Genomic DNA, 22,816 nt, shown 5'->3' on the forward strand with positions numbered 1-22,816 from the left:
CCACGAAGGCCTCCTCTGGTGGCGGAGCGGTTCCTCGACAGCTCCACTCCACACCGGGAGGCCTTCGCCCATCTACAAGTCAGACACTGTGATCACAGGTCCTCGACCAACGTGCCTGGTCATCACACCTAGCCCTCGGCCGGGCGGATGAGGCCCTCCTGGGCCACCGTGGCCACGTGCGTGCCGTCGGCGGACCAGATCTTGCCGAAGCACAGCGCCCGCCCGGCGGACGCCGCCGGGCTGTCGGTCTCGTAGAGGAGCCAGTCGTCGGCCCGCACCGGCTGGTGGAACCAGACGGCGTGGTCGAGGCTCGCCCCGGCGAAGTCCGGCCAGCCGCCGCCGAGGCGGGCGAACCCCGCGGACAGCAGCGTCAGGTCGCTGACGAACGTCAGGGCCGCGGCGTGCACCGCCGGGTCCTCGCCGAGGTTCCCCGAGACCCGGAACCAGGTCCGGGTCTCGGTGTGCGGCGGGGACTTCGGCGGCGCCGAGAACGGGTCCTGCAGGAAGCGCTGCTCGACGACGTTGCCCATCGCCTGCATCCAGGCGGCCTTGTCCCCGTGCCGCGCGACGACGTCGGCGGTGCCGAGGGCGTCCTCGGGGGCGGGGACCACCGGCATCGGGGCGCTGTGCTCGGCGACCGCGCTCTCCCCCGCGTGGAAGTCGGCGGTCAGCGCGAAGATCGCGACCTCCTCGCCCTTGCGCTCCTGCCAGGCGACCACCCGGCGGGTCGTGAACGACCGCCCGTCGCGGATCCGGTCGACGGCGTAGCGGATCTCGGCGAACGGGTCCCCCGGGCGGAGGAAGTAGGCGTGCAGGGAGTGCACGCCGCGGTCGGCCGGGACGGTGCGGCCGGCGGCCACGAGCGCCTGCCCGGCGACCTGCCCGCCGAAGATCCGCTGCCGCTCGGTGCTCGGGGTCTTGCCGACGAAGACGTCGGTGTCGCGCTCCTCGAGGTCGAGCACGGCCAGCAGCGCGGCCGCCTGGCTGTCGCCCCGTCCCTGGCTCACGAGTCGGTACCCACCTCGTGCACGCGGATCAGGTTGGTCGAGCCCACGGTGTTCGGCGGGCTGCCGGCGACGACGACGACGCGGTCGCCGACCTTGAGCCGGCCGATGGACAGCAGCGAGAAGTCCACCTGCTCGACCATGTCGTCGGTGTGCTCGACGGCCGGCACCAGGAACGTCTCCACACCCCAGGACAGCGCCAGCTGGCTGCGCACCCGCGCGTCCACGGTGAAGGCCAGGAGCGGCTGGCGCGGGTGCAGCGCGGCCAGCCGGCGGGCGGTCTCGCCGGTCTGCGTGAAGGTCGCCAGCGCCTTGACGTCCAGCGACTCGCCGATGTCCCGCGCCGCCCGGACGATGGCGCCGGAGCGGGAGCGGGACCGGCGGGCCACCTCGGGCACCCACAGGTGGTCGCTCTCGACGGCGTCGATGATCCGCTCCATCGTGCGCACGGCGCCGATCGGGTACGCGCCGACCGACGTCTCCCCCGAGAGCATGACCGCGTCCGCGCCGTCGAGCACGGCGTTGGCGACGTCGGAGGCCTCGGCCCGCGTCGGGCGCGAGTTGGTGATCATCGACTCGAGCATCTGGGTGGCGACGATGACCGGCTTGTTGCGCTCGCGGGCGGCCTGGATGGCGCGCTTCTGCACCAGCGGCACCTGCTCCAGCGGCAGCTCGACGCCGAGGTCGCCGCGGGCGACCATGATGCCGTCGAACGCCTCGACGATCGCGTCGAGGTTGCGCACCGCCTCGGGCTTCTCCAGCTTCGCGATCACGGGGACGTAGATGTCCTCCTGCCGCATGATGTCGCGGACCAGCGCGACGTCGGTGGGCGAGCGCACGAAGGACAGCGCGATGAAGTCCACGCCCAGCTGCAGGGCGAAGCGGAGGTCCTCCTCGTCCTTGTCCGACAGCGCGGGGACGCTCACGGCGACGCCGGGCAGCGACAGGCCCTTGTTGTTGGAGACCTTCCCGCCCTCGACGACGAGGCAGAAGACGTCGGGCCCCTCTACCCGCACGACGCTCAGCGAGAGGTTGCCGTCGTCGACGAGCAGCCGGTCGCCGACCCGGACGTCGTTGGCAAGGTTCTTGTAGGTCGTGGAGACCCGCTCGGCGGTGCCGGCGACGTCCTCGACGGTGATGCAGATCTGGCTGCCGGTCGCCCAGACGACGGGGCCGTCGGCGAAGGTGCCGAGCCGGATCTTGGGGCCCTGGAGGTCGGCCAGGACGGCGACGGCGTGGCCGGTGGCGTCCGACGCCTCGCGGACCAGCCGGTAGGAGGAGGCGTGGTCGGCGTGGGCGCCGTGGCTGAAGTTCAGCCGGGCCACGTCCATGCCGGACTCGACGAGTGCGGTGATCTGCTCCGCGGAGCTCGTGGCCGGACCCAGGGTGCAGACGATCTTCGCGCGGCGGGACATGGCGATAACGCTAGTGCCACGACGAACCCGGTGGCGGAGCGACCCGGGGCCGGGTCCCACGTGTCGGTGTTACCGATCAGTAGACCCGGCCCCGGGGAGCGCGGTGTCAGCGCAGGGCGACGGCCGTGGGGGTGACCGGCCGGGGCAGCATGGAGCTGCCGGTCAGCCAGGTGTCCACGGAGGCGGCCGCCGCGCGGCCCTCGGCGATCGCCCACACGATCAGCGACTGCCCACGGCCCATGTCCCCGGCCACGAAGACGCCGGGCACCGTGGACATGAACTCGCCGTCGCGGGAGACGTTGCCGCGGCCGTCGACCTCGACCCCGAGGGTGTCGACCAGGCCCTCGGTCTGCGCACCGGTGAAGCCCATGGCCAGGAAGACGAGGTCCGCCGGCAGCTCGCGCTCGGTGCCCTCGACCTTCTGGAACCGGCCCTCGACCCGCTCGACCTCGTGCAGCAGCAGCGCCCGCACGTGGCCGTTCCCGTCGTCCAGGAAACGCTCGGTGTTGACCGAGTACAGGCGCTCGCCGCCCTCCTCGTGCGCGCTGGAGACGCGCATGATCATCGGGTAGGTCGGCCACGGGTTGCTGCCCTGGTCCCGGCGGTCCGGCGGCGCCGGCATGATCTCCAGCTGCGTGACCGAGGCCGCGCCCTGGCGGTGGGAGGTGCCGAGGCAGTCGGCACCGGTGTCACCGCCACCGATGATCACGACGTGCTTGCCGCGGGCGTTGATCGGCGGCTCGTCGAGCTCGCCGATCGCCTGGCGGTTGCCGTAGGGCAGGTACTCCATCGCCAGGTGGATGCCGGCCAGCTCGCGGCCCGGCGCCGGCAGGTCGCGGCCGATGGTCGCGCCACCGGCGAGGACCACGGCGTCGAAGTCGCCGCGCAGCTGCTCGACCGACAGGTCGGCCTCGGCGCTGCCCCCGACCTCGACCCCGGTGACGAACCGGGTGCCCTCGGCGCGCATCTGGTCCAGCCGCCGGTCCAGGACGGACTTCTCCATCTTGAACTCGGGGATGCCGTAGCGCAGGAGGCCACCGACGCGGTCGGCCCGCTCGAACACGGTGACGTCGTGCCCGGCCCGGGTCAGCTGCTGGGCGGCGGCCAGCCCGGCGGGGCCGGAGCCGACGACGGCGACCTTCTTGCCCGTGCGCTCGGCCGGGGTCTGCGGGGTGACCCAGCCCTCGTCCCAGGCCCGGTCGATGATCTCCCACTCGATCTGCTTGATCGTGACCGGCGACTCCTGCAGGTTCAGCACGCAGGAGCCCTCGCACGGCGCCGGGCAGAGCTTCCCGGTGAACTCCGGGAAGTTGTTCGTCGCGTGCAGCCGCTCGATGGCGTCCTGCCAGTCGTCACGGCGGGCGAGGTCGTTCCACTCCGGGATCAGGTTCGCCACCGGGCAGGCGTGGTGGCAGAACGGGATGCCGCAGTCCATGCAGCGGGCGGCCTGGGTGCGCACCTCCGCCGTCGGGAAGAGGGGGTCCTCGCCGTTCTCGCGCCGGCTGTAGACGTCCTTCCAGTCCATGAGACGGAGCTCGACCGGACGACGCGGCGGCAGGGCCCGCTCGTACTTCAGGAAACCGGTCTGGTCAGCCACGTGCGGCCTCCATCACTGCTCGATCCACATCGATACCGGCGGCCTCGGCGGCGCGCCGTGCCTCCAGCGCCCGCCGGTAGTCGCGCGGCATGATCACGCTGAACTGCTCGGACCAGCGGCCCCAGTCGGCCAGCAGCGCGGCCGCCACGGTCGACTCGGTGTCCGCTGCGTAGCGCACGAGGACCTCGCGCAGCCACTGCGACGACTCGCCGTCCAGCGGCTCGACGTCGACCATCTCGGTGTTGACCCGGTGCCGGGCCAGGTCCAGCACGTAGCCGACCCCGCCGGACATGCCCGCCGCGATGTTGCGGCCGGTCGGCCCGAGGATCACCGCCCGGCCACCGGTCATGTACTCGAGCGCGTGGTCGCCCACGCCCTCGACGACCGCCAGCGCGCCGGAGTTGCGGACGCAGAACCGCTCCCCCACCCGGCCGCGCAGGAAGATCTCGCCGCTGGTGGCGCCGTAGCCGATGACGTTGCCGGCGATGACGTTGTCCTCGGCCAGGAACGGCGCCTCGCGGGACGGCCGGACGATGATCCGCCCACCCGACAGGCCCTTGCCGACGTAGTCGTTGGCGTCACCGAACAGCCGCATGGTGATGCCGCGGGGCACGAAGGCGCCGAACGACTGGCCGGCCGACCCCCCGAAGGTGAGGTCGATCGTGCCGTCGGGCAGGCCCTCGCCGCCGAACCGGCGGGTGACCATCGAGCCCAGCATCGTGCCGACGGTGCGGTTGACGTTGCGGACCGGCAGCTCGAGGCTCACCGGCCGCGCGTCGAGCAGCGCGCCCTCGCACAGCTGGATGAGCGTCTGGTCCAGGGCGACGTCGAGACCGTGGTCCTGCCCGCGGACCCGGCGCAGCGGCGCGCCCTCGGGCAGCTCCGGCACGACCAGGACCGGCGAGAGGTCCAGGCCCTGGGCCTTCCAGTGCCCGACGGCCTTGCGGGTGTCCAGCAGCTCGGCGTGGCCGACGGCCTCGTCGATCGAGCGGAAGCCCAGCTCGGCCAGGTAGTGGCGCACCTGCTCGGCCAGGAACTCGAAGAAGGTGACGACGAACTCCGGGCGCCCCGTGAACCGCTTCCGCAGCTCCGGGTTCTGCGTGGCCACGCCCACCGGGCAGGTGTCGAGGTGGCAGACCCGCATCATCACGCAGCCGGAGACCACCAGGGGCGCGGTCGCGAAACCGAACTCCTCGGCACCGAGCAGCGCGGCGACGATGACGTCGCGGCCGGTCTTCATCTGCCCGTCGACCTGCACGGTGATGCGGTCCCGCAGGCCGTTGGCCAGCAGCGTCTGCTGGGTCTCGGCCAGCCCCAGCTCCCACGGGGAGCCGGCGTGCTTGAGCGAGGTCAGCGGCGCCGCACCGGTGCCGCCGTCGAACCCGGAGATCAGGACGACGTCGGCGTGCGCCTTGCTCACACCCGCCGCGACCGTGCCGACGCCGACCTCGGCGACCAGCTTGACGTGCACCCGCGCCTCGTTGTTCGCGTTCTTGAGGTCGTGGATGAGCTGCTTGAGGTCCTCGATCGAGTAGATGTCGTGGTGCGGCGGCGGGCTGATCAGGCCGACGCCCGGCGTCGAGTGCCGGGTGCGGGCCACCCACGGGTAGACCTTGCCGCCGGGCAGCTGCCCGCCCTCGCCGGGCTTCGCGCCCTGCGCCATCTTGATCTGGATGTCGTCGGCGTTGACCAGGTACTCGCTGGTGACGCCGAACCGGCCCGAGGCCACCTGCTTGATGGCCGAGCGGCGCAGGTCGCCGTTCGGGTCGGGCGTGAAGCGGTCGGGGTCCTCGCCGCCCTCACCGGTGTTGGACCGGCCGCCGAGCCGGTTCATCGCGATGGCGAGGGTCTCGTGGGCCTCCTGCGAGATGGAGCCGTAGCTCATCGCGCCGGTGTTGAACCGCTTGACGATCTCGCTGGCCGGCTCGACCTCCTCGAGCGGCACGGGCGGGCGCACGCCGGTCCTGAGCGTGAAGAGCCCGCGCAGCGTGGCGGCGTCCTCGGACAGCTTGTCGACCGACTGCGTGTACTTCTCGAAGACCTCGTACTGCCGCGAGCGGGTGGCGTGCTGGAGCAGGAACACCGTCTCGGGGTTGAACAGGTGCACCTCGCCCTCGCGGCGCCACTGGTACTCGCCACCGGTCTCCAGCCGGCGGTGCGCCCGCTCGGTCGGGTTCTCGGGGTACGCGCGGCGGTGGCGCAGGGCCACCTCCTCGGCGAGGACGTCGATGCCGACGCCGCCCAGGGGCGCGGAGGTCCCGGTGAAGTACTCGTCGACGACGTCCTTCGACAGCCCGACGGCCTCGAAGATCTGCGCCATCGTGTACGAGCCGACGGTGCTGATGCCCATCTTGCTCATGACCTTCAGGACGCCCTTGCCGAGCGCCTTGACCACGTTGCGGACGGCCTGCGCCGGCTCGATGCCGGTCAGCTCGCCGTCGCGGATCAGGTCCTCGATCGACTCGAACGCCAGGTACGGGTTGACCGCGGCCGCGCCGTAGCCGAGCAGCAGCGCGACGTGGTGCACCTCGCGGCAGTCGCCGGACTCGACGACGAGGCCGACCTCCATGCGGGTCTTCTCGCGCACCAGGTGGTGGTGCACCGCGGCGGTCATCAGCAGCGACGGGATCGGCGCGCGCTGCTCGTCGCAGTCGCGGTCGGACAGCACGATGATCCGGGCCCCGGCGGCGATGGCCTTGGAGACCTTGGTGCGCAGCTGCTCGATCGCCTCGGTCAGCGCGGTCCCGCCGCCGTTGACGTCGAAGTGCCCCGTGATCCGCACCGCGGCGAAACCGGGCAGGTCGCCGTCGTCGTCGATGTGCAGGATCTTGGCCAGCTCGTCGTTGTCGATGACCGGGAACGGCAGGTGCACCTGCCGGCAGGACGCCGGGGACGCCGTCAGCAGGTTCTGCTCCGGGCCGAAGGTGCGGCCCAGGCTGGTGACCAGCTCCTCGCGGATGGCGTCCAGCGGCGGGTTCGTGACCTGGGCGAACAGCTGCCCGAAGTAGTCGTAGAGCAGCCGCGAGCGGTCCGAGAGCGCCGCGATCGGCGTGTCGGTGCCCATCGAGCCGATCGGCTCGGCGGCCGTGGCCGCCATCGGCGTGACGAGCAGGCGCAGGTCCTCCTCGGTGTAGCCGAAGAGCAGCTGACGGCGGACGACGGACTCGTGGCTCGGCCGGGAGCGGCGGCGCTCCGGCAGCGAGGGCAGGTGCACCAGCCCGGCGTGCAGCCAGTCCTCGTACGGCTCGGCGGTGGCCAGGGCGCCCTTGACCTCCTCGTCGGACACGATCCGCCCGGAGGCGGTGTCGACGAGGAACATGCGGCCCGGCTGCAGCCGGCCCTTGGCGACGATGTCGGCCGCCGGGATGTCGAGCACGCCGACCTCGCTGGCCATGACCACCAGGTCGTCCTTGGTGTGCCACCAGCGGCCCGGGCGCAGGCCGTTGCGGTCCAGGACCGCGCCGATCAGGGTGCCGTCGGTGAAGCAGACCGCGGCCGGCCCGTCCCACGGCTCCATGATCGAGGAGTGGAACCGGTAGAAGGCCCGGCGGGCCGGGTCCATCTCGTCGTGGTTCTCCCACGCCTCCGGGATCATCATCAGCACGGCGTGCGGCAGCGAGCGGCCCGACAGGTGCAGCAGCTCGAGCACCTCGTCGAAGGTCGCCGAGTCGCTGAAGTCGCTGGCGGTGACCGGGAAGATCCGCTCCAGGCCGAGCTCGGACGCCGGGCCCGCCGGGCCGTCGAACATCTGGGTCTCGAGCTTGGCCTCGCGGGCCCGCATGCGGTTGCGGTTGCCCTTGATCGTGTTGATCTCGCCGTTGTGCGCGATGAAGCGGAACGGGTGGGCCAGCGGCCAGCTCGGGAAGGTGTTGGTGGAGAACCGGCTGTGCACCAGCGCGATCGCCGACTCGTAGCGCTCGTCGCGCAGGTCGGGGAAGAACAGCGGCAGCTGGTCGGTGGTCAGCATGCCCTTGTAGGTGATGGTGCGCGAGGACAGCGAGGCGATGTAGAGCGAGCTGCCGGCGTCGACGGCGGCCCGCTCGGCCCGCTTGCGCAGCACGAAGGAGCGCCGCTCCAGGCGCGTCACGCCGTGGCACTCGACGTTGCCGCCGAAGGCCGTCGCGTCGGCCCGGGCGCCCATGGTCTCGGCGACGAACAGCTGGGCGAAGTGCGGCATGACCGCGCGCGCCGTGGGGCCGAGGTCGGCGCCGTCGGGGTCGACCGGCACGTCGCGCCAGCCGAGGACGGTCAGGCCCTCCTCCTCCGCGAGGCGGGCGACGTCGGCCACCCGGCCGGCGCGCTCGTCGGCGTCGGCGGGCATGAAGGCGATGCCCACCGAGTACTCGCCCACCGGCGGCAGGTCGAAGTCGACGCTGGCCCGCAGCAGGGCGTCGGGGATCTGGGTGAGGATGCCGGCGCCGTCGCCGGAGTTGGGCTCGGCACCGGCGGCACCACGGTGGTCGAGGTTGTGCAGCGCGGTCAGGCCGGCCTGCACGATCGCGCGCGTGCGGCGGCCCCGGGCGTCGGCCACGAAGGCGACACCGCAGGCGTCCTTGTCGTTCGCCGGGTCGTACAGACCGTGCGCAGCAGGCACGGCCGAGAACGGGACAGCCGAACCGCTGGGGCGCGTGGCGCCGTCGGTGGCGGAGGCGGGAAGGTCGGTCACAGTCACTCCCGTCGTCGGCGCACCGTCGTCCCCTCGGGAGTGAGGGGCGGACGGAGGGCGAGGGCCCGGCCGGAGGTCGAAGGCGGCGGAGATGGCGGCACGTGCGGAGCGCCGGGGGTCGGCCGGACACAGATCCCCCGGGCCGAGCCTGGCGTGCGAGCCCGGCGGGGTGGTGTCACCGAGCCGTCGTCCGCGGGGCGACGCTGGCCCGGTTCCGACACTACGACCCGGCCAGGATCGCTGGCGAGTCAAGCGGAAGGGTACACAGCCGTAACACGTCTCTGACATGACGGAAGACACGCCACGCCAAGCTGGCGGGATCGCCGCGATCCCTGGCCGGAGCAGGGTTCTCGCAGGGGGTCAGGTCGGGGCCGGCGGCTCGTGATCGTTCTCACGCGCGGTGACGGGCGCCGCCGAGGAGCGGCGTGCGACGGCCTCGTCCCGGCGCTCCGCGGCGACGTCGGACCGGTCGACGACCTCGCGCGGCCGCCCGCGCTGCCAGAGGAAGTAGGCGACGGCCAGCAGCCCGACGACGATCGAGGTGAAGACGTTGAGCCGCACGCCGAAGAACGTCTCCGCCGGGTCGGTGCGCAGCAGCTCGATCCAGAGCCGGCCGGCGCAGTAGGACGCCACGTAGAGCGCGAAGGCACGGCCGTGGCCCAGCCGGAACCGCCGGTCGGCCCAGATGACCAGCGCTGCCGCCGCGAGGTTCCACAGCAGCTCGTAGAGGAACGTCGGGTGGTAGGTGCCCAGGAGCAGCGGCTGCCCGTCGGCGCCGGTGACCGCACGGCCGCCGTCCCACTCGTAAATCTTCAGCGCCCACGGCAGGTCGGTGGCCCCGCCGTACAGCTCGTTGTTGAACCAGTTCCCCAGCCGACCGACCGCCTGGGCGACCAGCAGGCCGGGAGCCAGGGCGTCGGCGAAGGCCGGCAGCGGGATGCCGAGGCGCCGGCAGGCGATCCACGCGCCGACGCCACCGAAGGCGATGGCGCCCCAGATGCCGAGGCCGCCCTCCCAGATGGCGAAGGCCCGGAGCGGGTCCCCGCCCTCGCCGAAGTACGGCCGCGGGCTGGAGACCACGTGGTAGATCCGGCCACCGATGATGCCGAAGGGCACCGCCCAGACGGCGATGTCGAGGACGTCGCCCGGGGCTCCGCCGCGGGCGACCCAGCGCCTCTCCGTGAGCACGATCGCGGCGATGATCCCGGCCACGATGCACAGCGCGTAGGCCCGCAGCGGGAACGGGCCGAGCTCCCAGACGCCCTGCGTGGGGCTGGGGATGGCGGCGAGCACGGTCATGCCCGGACCCCCGCCCGGCGGACGCCCTCGGCGAGGTCCGCGGTCAGCGCGCGGACGCCGTCGGCGCCGCGGCCCTCCAGCATCTCCCGCACGTAGGCCGAGCCGACGATGACGCCGTCGGCGAAGGAGGCCACCTCGGCGGCCTGGTCACCGTTCGACACCCCGAGGCCCACGCAGACGGGCAGGTCCGGCGCGGCAGCCCGGGCCCGGGCGACCAGCGTCTCCGCCGCGTCACCCACGGTGGCCCGCGTGCCGGTGACGCCCATGGTGGAGGCGGCGTACACGAACCCGCGGCAGGCAGCGGTGGTGCTGGCGACCCGGACGTCGGTGGACGACGGCGCGACGAGGAAGACCCGGTCCAGGCCCGCGGCCTCGCTCGCGGCGATCCACTCGGCGGCCTCGTCGGGGATCAGGTCGGGGGTGATGGCGCCCGCTCCCCCGGCGGCGGCGAGGTCGGTGGCGAACCGCTGCACCCCGTAGCGCTCGATCGGGTTCCAGTAGCTCATCACCATGGCCACGGCGCCGGCGTCGGCCACCGCCTCCACGGCGCGCAGCACGTCGCGGATGCCCACGCCCGCGCGGACGGCGCGGTCCACCGCCTCCTGGATCACCGGGCCGTCCATGCCCGGGTCGCTGTAGGGGACGCCGATCTCGACGATGTCGGCCCCGGCCTCGACCGCGGCCACCATGGCGGCGATCGAGGTGTCGACGTCGGGGTAGCCCACCGGCAGGTAGGCGACGAGCGCCGCCCGCCCCTCGGCCCTGGCCGCGCCGATGCGCTCGGCCGCCTTGCTGGTGGTCACGCCGTCTCCCCTGCGTCCGGGCCCGCCACGGCCTCGTCGTTGCTGACCGCGCCCTCGGTGGGCTGCTGGTCGGTGTCCAGGCCCGGGCCCGGGTCGACCTCCTCGCGGTCGCCCAGGCCGAACCAGCGGGACGCCGTCTCGACGTCCTTGTCGCCGCGGCCGGAGAGGTTCACCAGCAGCAGGGCGTCCGGGCCCAACTCCTGCCCCAGCTTCACGGCCCCCGCGAGGGCGTGGGCGGACTCGATCGCCGGGATGATGCCCTCGGTGCGGCAGAGGAGGGCGAAGGCCTCCATCGCCTCGGCGTCGGTGACCGCCCGGTACTCGGCCCGCCCGATGTCGTGCAGGTAGGAGTGCTCGGGGCCGACGCCCGGGTAGTCCAGACCGGCGCTGATCGAGTGCGACTCGATGGTCTGCCCGTTCTCGTCCTGCAGCAGGTAGGAGCGGGCGCCGTGCAGGACGCCCGGCGTGCCGCCGGTGATGGTGGCCGCGTGCCGGGGTGTGTCGACGCCGTCGCCGCCGGCCTCCAGGCCGAGCAGCCGCACGCCCTCGTCCGGGACGAAGGCGGTGAAGATGCCGATGGCGTTCGACCCGCCGCCGACGCAGGCGAGGACGGCGTCGGGCAGCCGGCCCTCCCGCTCGAGCACCTGGCCGCGGGCCTCGTCGCCGATGACCCGCTGGAAGTCGCGCACCATGGCCGGGAAGGGGTGCGGCCCGGCGACGGTGCCGAACACGTAGTTCGTCGTCTCGACGTTGGTCACCCAGTCGCGGAACGCCTCGTTGATCGCGTCCTTGAGCGTGCGGGAGCCGGTGGTGACCGGGATGACCTCCGCGCCGAGCAGCCGCATGCGGGCGACGTTGAGGGCCTGCCGGCGGGTGTCCTCCTCGCCCATGTACACGGTGCAGGACAGCCCCATCAGGGCAGCCGCGGTCGCGGTGGCCACGCCGTGCTGGCCGGCGCCGGTCTCGGCGATGACGCGGGTCTTGCCGATGCGCTTGGTGAGCAGCGCCTGCCCGAGCACGTTGTTGATCTTGTGCGAGCCGGTGTGGTTGAGGTCCTCGCGCTTGAGCAGCACCCGCGCGCCGCCGCAGTGCTCGGCGAACTTCGGCACCTCGGTCACCGGGCTGGGGCGGCCGGTGTAGTCGCGCTGCAGCCGGGCGAACTCGGAGAGGAACGCCGGGTCGACCCGCATCTCCTCGTAGGCGGCGGTCAGGTCGTCCAGCGCGGCGATCAGCGCCTCGGGGACGAAGCGGCCGCCGAAGACCCCGAAGTGCCCGGTCTCGTCCGGCCAGCCCGGGCGCGCCGGGAGCTGGAGTTCTCCGGTCTGCGGCGGGCTGGTGGTCGTCATGTGGCCTAGTGTCCCGCGTCCCGCCCCGCGAGCGGCGCAGGGGTCACCGCCACGTTCCCGGATCGGTGCGAGAACGGCGGCGGCCCGGGCACCGGCGGTTCCCTCGCTACGGTCGTGCCCGTGAGCGACGCGGGCCGGCGTGCGGTCCTGGAGACCTTCCAATGGGTCGGCGGGCACGCGGACATCTGGCGGGTGCTCTCCGACGGTCCCGCCTTCCAGGAGGTGGTCGCCGGGCTGGTCGCGCCGTGGGCCGGGGCCGGGGTCACGCACGTCGTGGGCATCGAGGCGCGCGGTTTCGTGGTCGGGGCACCGGTCGCCGTGGCGCTGCGGGCGGGCTTCGTCGGCGTCCGCAAGGGCGCGGCCGGGAGCCTGCCCGGGCCGACGCTGGACACGACCTCCGCTCCGGACTACCGGGGCGTCGCGCACGACCTCCGCATGCAGGAGGTCCTCCGCCCCGGTGCGCGGGTCCTCCTCGTCGACGACTGGGCCGAGCGCGGCAGCCAGGCGGAGGCGGCGGCGGGCCTCGTCCGACGGTCAGGAGCGGACTTCCTCGGCGTCTCCCTCGTCGTCGACGAGCTGACCGACGACGTGCGTGCGCGGCTCCGTCGTGTCACCGCCCTCGTCAGCAGGCAGGACCTGGACGGGGTCTGACTCCCGGCCCTGCCCCGAGTCACCGGGTGGTGCGCGGGGTGGCGGGGTGCGAGCCGGCCGTCACCAGGTCGGCCACCGCCTGGCGGGCGTCCCCCGCGGTCACCAGGCCCTCGCCGACCAGGACGGCGTCGGCACCGGCCGCGGCGTAGCTGATCAGGTCGTGCGGGCCGCGGACGCCGGACTCGGCGACCTTCACGACCTCCGAGGGCAGCCCGGGAGCGATCTTCTCGAAGGTGGACCGGTCCACCTGCAGCGTCGTCAGGTCGCGGGCGTTGACCCCGATCACCGACGCGCCGGCGTCCAGCGCCCGGTCGGCCTCGGCCTCGGTGTGCACCTCGACCAGCGCGGTCATGCCGAGGGACTCCACCCGCTCCAGCAGGCCGGTGAGCACGTTCTGCTCCAGGGCCGCGACGATCAGGAGCACGACGTCCGCGCCGTGGGCCCGGGCCTCGTGCACCTGGTAGCTGCTGACGATGAAGTCCTTGCAGAGCACCGGGACGTCGACGACGGCGCGCACCGCGGCCAGGTCGGCGTGCGAGCCGCCGAAGCGACGGCGCTCGGTCAGCACGGAGATCACCCGCGCGCCACCGGCGGCGTACTGGCGGGCCAGCTCGGCCGGGTCGGCGATGTCGGCCAGGTCGCCCTTGGAGGGGCTGCGGCGCTTGACCTCGGCGATCACCCCGACACCGGGGGCGCGCAGCGCAGCCAGGGCGTCCAGCGCCGGGCGGGCGGCCTGGGCGGCGGCCTTGACCTGCTCGAACGGCATGGCGGCCTCGCGCGCCGCGAGGTCCTCGCGGACGCCGGCGACGATCTCGTCGAGAACGTTCACGGCGTCCCTGCCTCTCGCACGTCGGTACCCGCCCCCGCGGATGGTCGACCCACTCTAGAAGGGCGCCGTGACCCTCCCGGTCCGGGGGCCGGCGCCCCGGCTCCCCGCGGTTCCGCTATACGTCCGGGCCGTTCCCCCGGGCCGACGGCGGCCCGGTGCGGTCCCCGGCGGGGTCGACGGTCGGGTCGTCCCCGCGGTCCAGCGCCTTCCACGCCTCCTGCGCGCGCTCCTCGTCCGTGCGGGCGACCGCCGGGGCCGCGGTGCGCTCGTAGCGACGGCCCATCGCCGGCCAGGCCCGGCCGCGGAGGGTGGCCAGCAGGCCGACCGCCACCCCGAGCAGTCCGGCCACCAGCGCGAGCACCGGCCAGGCCGGCGAGAGGTCGACGTCGACGGAGGTGACGCCGGTGCCGCCGATGCCGGGGAGGTCCTCGGCCGCGTCGGCCACGCCCCCACCGAGGACCCGCACGGCCGACCACAGGAGGGCACCGCCCGCCAGCGCGGTGAGCAGCCCGACGACCGCCCGCCCCACGCCCCGGACCGCGAGCAGCGCCACGGCGGCGGCCAGCAGCACCAGACCGGCCGCGGTCACCAGGGGGGCGGCGTCGCTGCCGGAGAGCTCCCCGGTGACCGGTGGCAGCGGCGCGCGTCGCGCGGCGGTCACCGCCGCCCAGCGCTGGGCGGCCGCCGACAGGGCGAGCGCGCCCGCGCCCGCCGCGCCCAGGACGGCGACGGTCAGCCCGCGCCGGTCGGCGCCCTGCTGCTCGCTCACGAGAGGTCCCGCAGGCTCTCCGCCGTCGCGATCGCCGACAGCACCGCCCGCGCCTTGTGCCGGGTCTCGGCCTCCTCGGTCGCGGCGTCGCTGTCGGCCACGACACCGGCGCCGGCCTGCACGTACGCCCGGCCCTGGTGCAGCACGGCGGTGCGGATGGCGATCGCCATGTCGAGGTCCCCGCTGGCGTCGACGTAGCCGACGGTGCCCGCGTAGAGGGCCCGCCGGGTCGGCTCGAGGGTCTCGATGATCGTCATCGCGCTCGGCTTGGGCGCACCCGAGACGGTGCCCGCCGGGAACGTCGCGTCGAACACGTCGAGGGCGTCGCAGCCGGCGCTGACCTCGCCGGCGACGGTGGAGACCAGGTGCATGACGTGGCTGTAGTGCTCGACCCGCATGAAGTCGGGCACCTCGACGCTGCCCGGCACGCAGACGCGGCCGAGGTCGTTGCGCGCCAGGTCCACCAGCATCACGTGCTCGGCCCGCTCCTTGGGGTCGGCGAGCAGCCCCTCGGCCAGCCGCACGTCCTCCTCCGGCGTGGCGCCGCGCGGGCGCGTACCGGCCGGCGGGTGCACCACGGCCGAGCTCCCGGTCACCGTCACGAGCGCCTCCGGCGAGGAGCCGACGACGTCGAACGGCGTCTCCCGCCCGGCGAAGCGCAGCAGGTACATGTACGGCGAGGGGTTGGTCGCCCGCAGCACCCGGTACAGGTCGAGCGCGTCGACGTCGGTGGCCAGCTCGAACCGCTGGGAGAGCACCACCTGGAACGCGTCACCGGCGCGGATGTGCTCGCGGACCCGCTCCACGCCGGCCTCGAACTCCCCCGGCGCCAGGTTGCTGCGCACCGGCGGGGCGTCCGCGCGCTCGAACACCGCCACGGTGGGCGCGGCGGCACCGGTGAGCGCCGCGGCCATCGCGTCGAGCCGGGCGACGGCGTCGTCGTAGCCGCCCCCGCCCCGGAGGGCGTTGGCGATGAGCAGCACCGAGCCGTCGCTGTGGTCCACCACGGCGAGGTCGGTCACCAGCATCATTGCCAGCTCGGGCATGCCGAGGTCGTCGGTGCTCGTCTCGGGCAGCCGCTCCAGCCGCCGGACGACGTCGTAGCCGAGGTAGCCCACGAGACCGCCGGTGAGCGGCGGCAGGCCCTCGGTGCGCGGGGAGCGCAGCCGGCGGGCCATGACCCGCACGGCGTCCAGCGGGTCCTCGGGCAGGTCGTCGGTGAGGCCCGGGAGGTTCTCCCCCAGCCACTGCGTGCGCCCCTCGCGCTCGGTCAGCACCCCGGCGCTGCGCACGCCGACGAAGCTGTACCGCGCCCAGCGCTTGCCCTGCTCGGCGGACTCGAGCAGCACGGTGCCCGGCCGGTTGCCGGCCAGCGCACGGTAGATGCCGACCGCGGTCTGGCCGTCGGCGAGCAGCCGCCGGGTCACCGGGAGGACGGGCGCGTCGAGGGCCGCGAACTCCTCGCGGCTCGGGGTGGTGACGCCGAACCTCACGACCGCACCCCCGGGACCGCCGGCAGCTCCCGGTAGAAGCAGCTCCGCTCGCCGGTGTGGCAGGCGGCGCCCTCCTGGTCGACCAGCACGAGCAGCGCGTCGCCGTCGCAGTCGACCCGGACCTCGCGCACCCACTGCCGGTTGCCCGAGGTCTCCCCCTTCACCCAGTACTCGTTGCGGCTGCGCGACCAGTAGGTGGCCCGGCCGGTGGTGAGGGTGCGGCGGAGCGCCTCGTCGTCCATCCAGGCCACCATCAGCACCTCGAGCGTGTCGTGCTGCTGGACGACGGCGGCGACCAGCCCGGACGGGTCGTGGCGCAGCAGCGCGGCGACCTGCGGGTCGAGTGCCGGGGCAGGGGGCGGGACGGCGGGCATACCGCCAGTCTGCCGTGTTGCCGGCTCAGCCCTGCGCGGCGGTGAACCAGCGGCGCCCCGAGCCGAACAGCAGCAGGCCCAGGGAGACCACCGGCAGCGCGGCGAAGAACAGCGCGAACACGGCCAGCACGCCGCCGACGTCCTCCACCCGGCCGAGGATCGCCTCGAGCCGGACGGCCCAGTAGATCGCGATCAGCACCTGGGCCGCGTGGGCGGCGACGAGCACCACCCAGGACAGCTGCGCGCGCCGGGCGAGGACCATGACCCCGCCGGCCACCAGCAGCACGACCGACAGGAGCTGCACGACGCCGAGGGTGCTGCCGAGCTCGGCGAACTCGTACGCCGGCGCGGGCGCGCCGGTGGGGTTCTCCTCGATGAGGCCCTCGAGGACCCCGGCGGTCAGCCACACGTACAGCGAGGCGACCAGCACCACCGAGGCCTGGATGAACGCCAGCACGGCGGCACCGACGACCGTCCCCGGGCGGCCGGGCGGGCGGGGCGCGCCGTAGGGGCCGGCACCGTAGGGGTTCGGCCCGTAGGGCATCGGGGCGTAGGGCATGGGGGCGTGGGGCATCGGCCCGTACGGCGGCGGCGCGTACGGCGGGCCGTAGGGCGGGCGCGGCCCGTAGCCGGGCGGCGGCGGGCCGTACCCGCGCGGCGGGCCGTACCCGGGCGGCGCCGCCCCGTGCCCCGGCGGCGGCGCCGTCGGCGGTGGGCCGGCGTACGGCGGGTCCGCCGGGGCCGAGGGGTCGGACCAGGGATCGCTCACAGGGCTTCCGCGAGCGACCGCCCGGCCACCCGTCCGCTGAACAGGCAGCCGCCGAGGAAGGTGCCCTCGAGCGAGCGGTAGCCGTGCACCCCGCCCCCGCCGAAGCCGGCCACCTCACCGGCGGCGTACAGCCCGGGGAACACCTCGCCCCCGGGGCGCAGCACCCGGCCGGACAGGTCGGTCTCCAGCCCACCGAGGGTCTTGCGGGTGATGATGTTGAGCCGGACGGCGATGAGCGGGCCGGCCTCGGGGTCGAGCAGCCGGTGCGGCGGGGCGACGCGGATGAGCTTGTCGCCGAGGTAGTTGCGGGCGCCGCGGATCGCGGTGAGCTGCAGGTCCTTGGTGAAGGCGTTGCCGACCTCGCGGTCGCGCGCCACGATCTCCCGCTCCACCTGCGCGAGGTCCAGCGCCGGGGTGCCGCCGGTGATCCGGTTCATGCCGGCCACGAGCTCGGGCAGCGTCGCCGCCACGACGAAGTCCTCACCGCGGTCGAGGAACGCCTGGACGGGCGCGGCGACCCCGGCCCGCGCCCGGTTGACCAGGAGCCTGATGTCCTTGCCGGTGAGGTCGGGGTTCTGCTCCGACCCCGAGAGGGCGAACTCCTTCTCCACGATCTTCTTCGTGGCGACGAACCAGGTGTGCTCGTGGCCGGTCTGCCCGATGTGCGCCAGGGTGCCGAGGGTGTCGAAGCCGGGGAACAACGGCACCGGCAGCCGCTGCCCGGTCGCGTCCAGCCACAGGGACGACGGCCCCGGGAGGATGCGGATGCCGTGCTGCGCCCACACCGGCGAGTGGTTGGCGACGCCCTCGGTGTAGTGCCACATGCGGTCGCTGTTGACCATGCTGGCCCCGGCCGCCACGGTCGCCTGCTGCATGCGGCCGTCGACGTGGGCGGGCACGCCGGAGAGCAGCCGCTGCGGTGCCGGGCCGAGACGGGCCGGCCAGTTCTGGCGGACCAGCTCGTGGTTGCCGCCGATGCCACCGGAGGTGACGACGATGGCCTGGGCGGTGAGCTCGAACTCGCCCACCTCGGTGCGCGAGCTGGCCTCGCCGCGGGCGACGTCGCTGGGCTCGAGGACGGCGCCGCGCACGCCGGTGACCGCGCCGTCGCTGACCACCAGCTCGGAGACCCGGTGCCGGAAGCGCAGCTGGACCAGGCCGCGCTCGGCGGCCTCGCGCACCCGGCGGGCGAAGGGCGCGACGATGCCGGGGCCGGTCCCCCACACGATGTGGAAGCGCGGCACGGAGTTGCCGTGGCCCGTGGCGGTGTACCCGCCGCGCTCGGCCCAGCCGACGATGGGGAAGAACCCGATGCCCTGGGACCGCAGCCACGACCGCTTCTCCCCCGCCGCGAACTGCAGGTAGGCCTCGGCCCACTGCCGCGGCCAGTGGTCGCTCTCCCGGTCGAAGCCGGCGGTGCCGAACCAGTCCTGGCGGGCGAGCTCCAGCGAGTCGCGCACCCGCAGGCGGCGCTGCTCGGGCGAGTCGACGAGGAAGAGCCCGCCGAAGGACCACCACGCCTGACCGCCCAGGGACTGCTCGGGCTCCTGGTCGACCAGGATCACCCGCTTGCCGGCGTCGGCCAGCTCGGCGGTGGCGACCAGACCGGCCAGCCCCGCACCCACAACGACGACGTCGGCCTCGAAGCCGGTGCTCGTGCTCACATCCGCCGACGCTAGCGGGCCTGGCCCGGGTCGCGCGTCCCCCCTCCCGGGCGAGTCCCCCGTCGCGCGGCGACCCAGGCCCGCGTGGACGGCAGGGCGCAGAGCACGGCCACCAGGGTGGGCACCAGGACCGACAGGGGGCCGAAGCCGTAGGGGCCGCCGCCGATGCCCCCGAGGAGCGTGCCGGCCCACATCAGCGCGGCGATCGCTGCGGCGGGCAGCCCGAGCACCAGCCAGGACCGGCCCGCCAGGAGCAGCCCGGCGCCGAGGGCAGCCAGACGACCAGTGTCAGCGGCACCCCGACGACCAGGGCCAGCACGTCGTCCTCGGTCGAGAACGCCAGCGCGAGGAACCCGACGACCGCCGGGACGACGGCACTCAGGATGCCGAGGACCGCGGCGACCACCGCGCTCGCGGGCGGACGGCGGCGGACCGCGGTCCGCGGGACCTCGAACGGCTGCACGCGCGCAGCCTAGGGGGTGAGACCTGCCGGTTCCGGTTCCCCGGCCGAGGAGCGGCGCCACGAGGCGTGCAGCCGGGCGTAGGGCCCTTCGGCGTCGACCAGCTCGGCGTGCGGGCCGCGCTGCACCACGTGGCCCGCGTCGACCACGAGCACCTCGTCGGCCCGCTCGGCGGTGGACAGCCGGTGGGCGATGGTCAGCGTGGTGCGGCCGGCGGTGAGCGTGTCGAGGGCCCGCGTGAGCCGCTGCTCCGTCGCCGGGTCGACCGCGCTGGTGGCCTCGTCCAGCACCAGCAGGTGCGGGTCGGCCACGTAGGCGCGGGCGACGGCGACCAGCTGCCGCTCCCCCGCCGACAGCGACTCGCCGCGCTGCCCGACCGGGGTGGCGACGCCGGCCGGCAGGCCCTCGACCCAGCCGCGCAGGCCGAGCTCGTCGAAGGCGGCGGCGACCTCGTCGTCGGTCATGCCGGGCCGGCCGTAGCGCACGTTCTCGGCGACGGAGGCGTCGAAGAGGAAGCCGTCCTGCGGGACCATCACCACGCGCGAGCGCAGCGAGGCGAACGCCACGTCGGTCAGCGGCACCCAGCCACCGGCGTCCGAGCCGAGCAGCACCCGGCCGCCCGTGGGGTCCATGAGCCGAGTGACCAGCTTGGCGAACGTCGTCTTGCCCGAGCCGGTCTCCCCGACGACGGCGACGCGGCGGCGGGGCTCGATGGTGAGGTCGACGCCGTCCAGCGCCGGCCGGGCACCGGGGGCGTACCGGAAGGCCACGTGCTCGAAGCGGACGCCGAGCGGGCCGTCGGGCAGCTGCCGGGCGCGGTCGGGCGTGGCGACCGCGGGGTCGCGGACGTCGGGCTCGGTGTCGAGCACGTCGAGGACGCGCCGGAAGCCGGCCACGGCGTTCTGCGCCTCGTTGAGCACCTCGCTGGCCGTCTGCACCGGAGCCACGAACAGCGTCACGAGGAAGAGGAAGGCCACGAGGGTGCCGGCGGTGATGTCGCCGGCCAGGCCGAGCAGCACCCCGACGACCACGACGGCGGCGTTGGCGAGGGCGGCCACGAACTCGCCGCTGACGAAGACCGCCGCGGTCACCTTCTGGGCGTCGACCTGGGCCCGGTAGTGCCGGGCGATCGCGGCGTCGATGCGCGCCGCGGTCCGCGCGCGGACGCCGTAGGCGCGCACGGTCGGCGCGCCGACGACGGACTCCGCGACGGCGGCCAGCACGTCGCCGACCCGGGTCCGGACCACCCCGTAGACGACGACCAGGCGGCGGGCGAAGGCGCGGACGGCGATGGCCAGCGGCACGAAGCAGACCAGCACGAGCAGGGTCAGCTGCCACGAGTAGACGGCCATGACGACGGTGGCGACCAGGAGCTGCCCCACGCTGACCAGGCCGAGGACGCCGCCCCACTGCATGAAGACCGACAGCTGGTCGACGTCGCTGGTGACCCGGGAGACCAGGGACCCGCGCCGCTCGCCCTGCTGGTGCAGCATCGACAGGTCGTGCACGTGCCGGAAGGCACGGACCCGGAGGTTGGCCAGCGCGGTCTCGGTGGTGCGGAACAGCCGGACGTTCATCCGGTACACGGCGACCGCCGTCACCACGACGACCACCGCGGACAGCAGGACGACGGTGCGGACCAGGTCCAGGTCGGGCCCGCCCGGGGCGCCCAGGCCCCGGTCGATGACCTGCTGGACCGAGATCGGGACGACGACGCGGCCGGTGGTGGCCAGCAGCGCGAGGGCGAAGGTCGCCGGCAGCCCGCGCCGGAACTCCGGCATCATCCGCAGCCCGCGCCGGAGCGTGGCGAGGCTGCCCTCGGTCCGGGCGGCGGTCGCGCTCAGCCCGCCGGTCATGCCGGCACCTCGGCCTGCTGGTAGGCGCGCACCAGGGCGGCGTAGCCCGGCACCCGGGCCAGCAGCTCGTCGTGGGTCCCCCGCGCCACGGCCCGCCCGTCCTCCAGCCAGACCACCTCGTCGGCCAGCGCGATCGTGGCCTGGCGGTAGGCCACCACCACGACCGTCGTCGGGGTGTCGCTGCCGCGCAGGGCGTCGAGGATCCGGGCCTCGACCGCGGGGTCCACGGCGCTGGTCGCGTCGTCCAGGACCAGCAGCCGGGGCCTGCGGACGACGGCGCGGGCCAGCGCCAGGCGCTGTCGCTGGCCACCGGAGAGCGAGGCCCCCCGCTCCCCCACCCGGGTGTCGAGGCCGTCGGGAAGCGCGGAGACGAAGCCGTCGGCGGCCGCGACCCGCAGCGCGGCCCACACGTCGTCGTCGCCGTAGGGGCCGCCGAGGGTGACGTTGTCGCGCACTGTGTCGTCGAAGAGGAAGGCGCTCTGCGCGACGAAGGCGGCCTGGCCGCTCACCTCGCCCTCGCGCAGCCGGCGCAGGTCGACGCCGTCGAGGAGCACCGCACCGTCGGTGGGGTCCACCAGCCGGACGAGCAGCCCGGCGAGGGTCGACTTCCCCGACCCGGTCGGGCCGACGACGGCCACGGTGCGGCCGGCCGGGACGTCGAAGGTGACCCCGTGCAGCGTGGCCTGCTCCGCCCCCTCGAAGGCGAACCCGACGTCCCGCAGCGCGACCGCGGCCCCGCCGGGCGTCCCCGCGGCGGCGTCGGGCCCGTGCGGGGTCTCGCCGGTCGCCTCGAGCACCGGGGTCACGCGGTCGAAGCCGGCCAGGGCGCGCGGCAGGTCGGCCAGGACCCAGCCGATGGCCCGGATCGGCAGCGCCAGCAGGGTGAACAGGTAGGCGACGGAGACCAGCTCGCCGGCGTCGGTGGCGCCGTCGGCGACGCGGCCGGCGCCGATGAGCAGGACGGCGAGCGTGCCCAGGTTGGGCAGCGCCTCCATCATCGGGTCGAAGAGCCCGCGCACCCGGCCCACCGCGACCAGGCCGTCGCGCAGCTCGTCGGCGCGGACGGCGAAGCGGGCGGTCTCGCCGTCCTCGCGGCCCAGCGTCTTGACGACGAGCCCGGCGTCGAAGCTCTCGTGCGCGATCTCGCTGACCTCGGCGCGCAGCTGCTGCGCCCGCTGCATGCGCGGGCTCATGACCTGCGAGTAGACGATGTTGGCGACGAAGACCAGCGGGAAGACGACCAGCCCGACCACCGCCAGGAGCGGGTCGGTGAGGACCAGCGCGACGCTGGTGATCGCGATCATGACCAGCGCGCCGCAGGCGAAGGGCAGCGGGGCGACGAAGAACCAGGCCGACTCGACGTCGGAGTTGGCGTTGGACAGCAGCTGACCGGTCGGGTGCCGCTGGTGCCAGGACAGCGGCAGCCGCAGGTACTGGCCGGTCACCCGGCGCCGGTACTCCGCCTGGAGCCGGTAGCTCATGACGCCGGCGAACAGCCGCCGCCCCAGGATGCCGACGATCTTCAGGACGGCGACGCCGATGATGGCCAGCGCGGCGAGGGTGAGCGCCGAGGCCGTGGTGACGCCGTCGTCGAACGAGGGCAGCAGCACCCGGTCGGTGACCTCGCCGATCACCCAGGCGCTGGCGACGGTCATGGCGCCGTAGAGGCTGCTGGCCAGCAGGGCCAGCGTGAACATGCCCGGCTGCTCCCGCACGGCCCGGCCGATGTGGCGCAACCCCCGCCGCACGACGGCGTCTCTGCGGCGGGACACGGCACTCCTCGGGCTCGGCGGCACGACCAGCATGCCAGGTTCCTTAGG

At 74.3% G+C, this 22,816-nt stretch carries 18 protein-coding genes; 1 reads left to right on the plus strand and 17 read right to left on the minus strand.

The genetic code is table 11. The annotated features are described in order from the left end of the window. Nucleotides 1-128: 128 nt before the first annotated feature. From E4P43_RS11445 to trpB, 7 genes are all read right to left on the minus strand, one after another. Entirely contained in the window at nt 129-1,007 is an 879-nt protein-coding gene (locus E4P43_RS11445; protein ID WP_135145579.1) for an acyl-CoA thioesterase II, read from the minus strand. Next, the gene (pyk, locus tag E4P43_RS11450) at nt 1,004-2,419 is read right to left on the minus strand and encodes a pyruvate kinase (RefSeq protein ID WP_135145580.1); all 1,416 of its coding nucleotides are present in this window, start codon (nt 2,417-2,419) and stop codon (nt 1,004-1,006) included. Before pyk ends, E4P43_RS11445 begins: the two co-directional genes overlap by 4 nt. A gap of 106 nt (nt 2,420-2,525) precedes the next feature. Then, complete coding sequence (locus E4P43_RS11455; RefSeq protein WP_135145581.1) at nt 2,526-4,016, minus strand: glutamate synthase subunit beta; 1,491 nt, start codon at nt 4,014-4,016, stop codon at nt 2,526-2,528. After that, the gene (gene gltB, locus E4P43_RS11460; protein WP_135145582.1) at nt 4,009-8,682 is read right to left on the minus strand and encodes a glutamate synthase large subunit; all 4,674 of its coding nucleotides are present in this window, start codon (nt 8,680-8,682) and stop codon (nt 4,009-4,011) included. The genes E4P43_RS11455 and gltB overlap by 8 nt, the downstream gene beginning before the upstream one ends. Before the next feature lie 360 nt (nt 8,683-9,042). Next, nucleotides 9,043-9,981, minus strand: a complete 939-nt coding sequence (gene lgt / locus E4P43_RS11465; protein WP_135145583.1) for a prolipoprotein diacylglyceryl transferase — start codon at nt 9,979-9,981, stop codon at nt 9,043-9,045. Continuing rightward, nucleotides 9,978-10,784, minus strand: coding sequence for a tryptophan synthase subunit alpha (trpA, locus tag E4P43_RS11470; RefSeq protein WP_135145584.1), 807 nt, complete (start codon nt 10,782-10,784; stop codon nt 9,978-9,980). Before trpA ends, lgt begins: the two co-directional genes overlap by 4 nt. Beyond that, complete coding sequence (gene trpB, locus E4P43_RS11475) at nt 10,781-12,130, minus strand: tryptophan synthase subunit beta (protein WP_135145585.1); 1,350 nt, start codon at nt 12,128-12,130, stop codon at nt 10,781-10,783. The genes trpA and trpB overlap by 4 nt, the downstream gene beginning before the upstream one ends. A gap of 120 nt (nt 12,131-12,250) precedes the next feature. On the opposite strand from trpB, the gene E4P43_RS11480 reads away from it, so the two are divergent. Next, nucleotides 12,251-12,781 (plus strand): phosphoribosyltransferase, encoded by a 531-nt coding sequence (locus E4P43_RS11480; RefSeq protein ID WP_167759157.1) that lies wholly within the window; start codon nt 12,251-12,253, stop codon nt 12,779-12,781. Nucleotides 12,782-12,800: 19 nt separating this feature from the next. Here the strand turns inward: E4P43_RS11480 and trpC are convergent, their stop codons facing one another. The 10 genes from trpC to E4P43_RS11530 all read right to left on the minus strand — a co-directional run bounded on the left by trpC (nt 12,801) and on the right by E4P43_RS11530 (nt 22,768). After that, nucleotides 12,801-13,610, minus strand: coding sequence for an indole-3-glycerol phosphate synthase TrpC (gene trpC / locus E4P43_RS11485; protein ID WP_209313843.1), 810 nt, complete (start codon nt 13,608-13,610; stop codon nt 12,801-12,803). Between the two features lie 115 nt (nt 13,611-13,725). After that, nucleotides 13,726-14,379, minus strand: a complete 654-nt coding sequence (locus E4P43_RS11490) for a Trp biosynthesis-associated membrane protein (RefSeq protein WP_135145588.1) — start codon at nt 14,377-14,379, stop codon at nt 13,726-13,728. Next, the gene (locus E4P43_RS11495; RefSeq protein WP_135145589.1) at nt 14,376-15,872 is read right to left on the minus strand and encodes an anthranilate synthase component I; all 1,497 of its coding nucleotides are present in this window, start codon (nt 15,870-15,872) and stop codon (nt 14,376-14,378) included. The genes E4P43_RS11490 and E4P43_RS11495 overlap by 4 nt, the downstream gene beginning before the upstream one ends. After that, a complete protein-coding gene (gene hisI, locus E4P43_RS11500) occupies nt 15,869-16,246 on the minus strand; it encodes a phosphoribosyl-AMP cyclohydrolase (protein WP_135145590.1) in 378 nt (125 codons plus the stop codon). Before hisI ends, E4P43_RS11495 begins: the two co-directional genes overlap by 4 nt. Before the next feature lie 25 nt (nt 16,247-16,271). Further along, complete coding sequence (locus E4P43_RS20220) at nt 16,272-17,015, minus strand: hypothetical protein (protein ID WP_209313844.1); 744 nt, start codon at nt 17,013-17,015, stop codon at nt 16,272-16,274. Beyond that, nucleotides 17,012-18,679: an FAD-binding dehydrogenase gene (locus E4P43_RS11510; RefSeq protein WP_135145591.1), complete on the minus strand. Its 1,668-nt coding sequence runs from the start codon at nt 18,677-18,679 to the stop codon at nt 17,012-17,014. The genes E4P43_RS20220 and E4P43_RS11510 overlap by 4 nt, the downstream gene beginning before the upstream one ends. An 11-nt stretch (nt 18,680-18,690) precedes the next feature. Then, a complete protein-coding gene (locus E4P43_RS11515) occupies nt 18,691-18,909 on the minus strand; it encodes a hypothetical protein (protein ID WP_135145592.1) in 219 nt (72 codons plus the stop codon). Beyond that, on the minus strand, nt 18,873-19,142 hold the full coding sequence (locus E4P43_RS11520; protein ID WP_135145593.1) for a hypothetical protein: 270 nt from the start codon (nt 19,140-19,142) through the stop codon (nt 18,873-18,875). Before E4P43_RS11520 ends, E4P43_RS11515 begins: the two co-directional genes overlap by 37 nt. A 9-nt stretch (nt 19,143-19,151) precedes the next feature. Beyond that, complete coding sequence (locus tag E4P43_RS11525; protein WP_135145594.1) at nt 19,152-20,996, minus strand: ABC transporter ATP-binding protein; 1,845 nt, start codon at nt 20,994-20,996, stop codon at nt 19,152-19,154. Beyond that, entirely contained in the window at nt 20,993-22,768 is a 1,776-nt protein-coding gene (locus E4P43_RS11530; protein WP_245159093.1) for an ABC transporter ATP-binding protein, read from the minus strand. Before E4P43_RS11530 ends, E4P43_RS11525 begins: the two co-directional genes overlap by 4 nt. Nucleotides 22,769-22,816: the final 48 nt, after the last annotated feature.

The organism is Blastococcus sp. TF02A-35 (genome assembly GCF_004571075.1).
In the GTDB taxonomy this organism is placed as follows: Bacteria; Actinomycetota; Actinomycetes; order Mycobacteriales; family Geodermatophilaceae; genus Blastococcus.

Coding starts and splice junctions, on each gene's coding strand:
- pyk (WP_135145580.1), bottom strand. CDS start 2,419: ATGTCCCGCCGCGCGAAGATCGTCTGCACCCTGGGTCCGGCCACGAGC.
- lgt (WP_135145583.1), bottom strand. CDS start 9,981: ATGACCGTGCTCGCCGCCATCCCCAGCCCCACGCAGGGCGTCTGGGAG.
- trpB (WP_135145585.1), bottom strand. CDS start 12,130: ATGACGACCACCAGCCCGCCGCAGACCGGAGAACTCCAGCTCCCGGCG.
- hisI (WP_135145590.1), bottom strand. CDS start 16,246: ATGCCCGCCGTCCCGCCCCCTGCCCCGGCACTCGACCCGCAGGTCGCC.
- E4P43_RS11525 (WP_135145594.1), bottom strand. CDS start 20,996: ATGACCGGCGGGCTGAGCGCGACCGCCGCCCGGACCGAGGGCAGCCTC.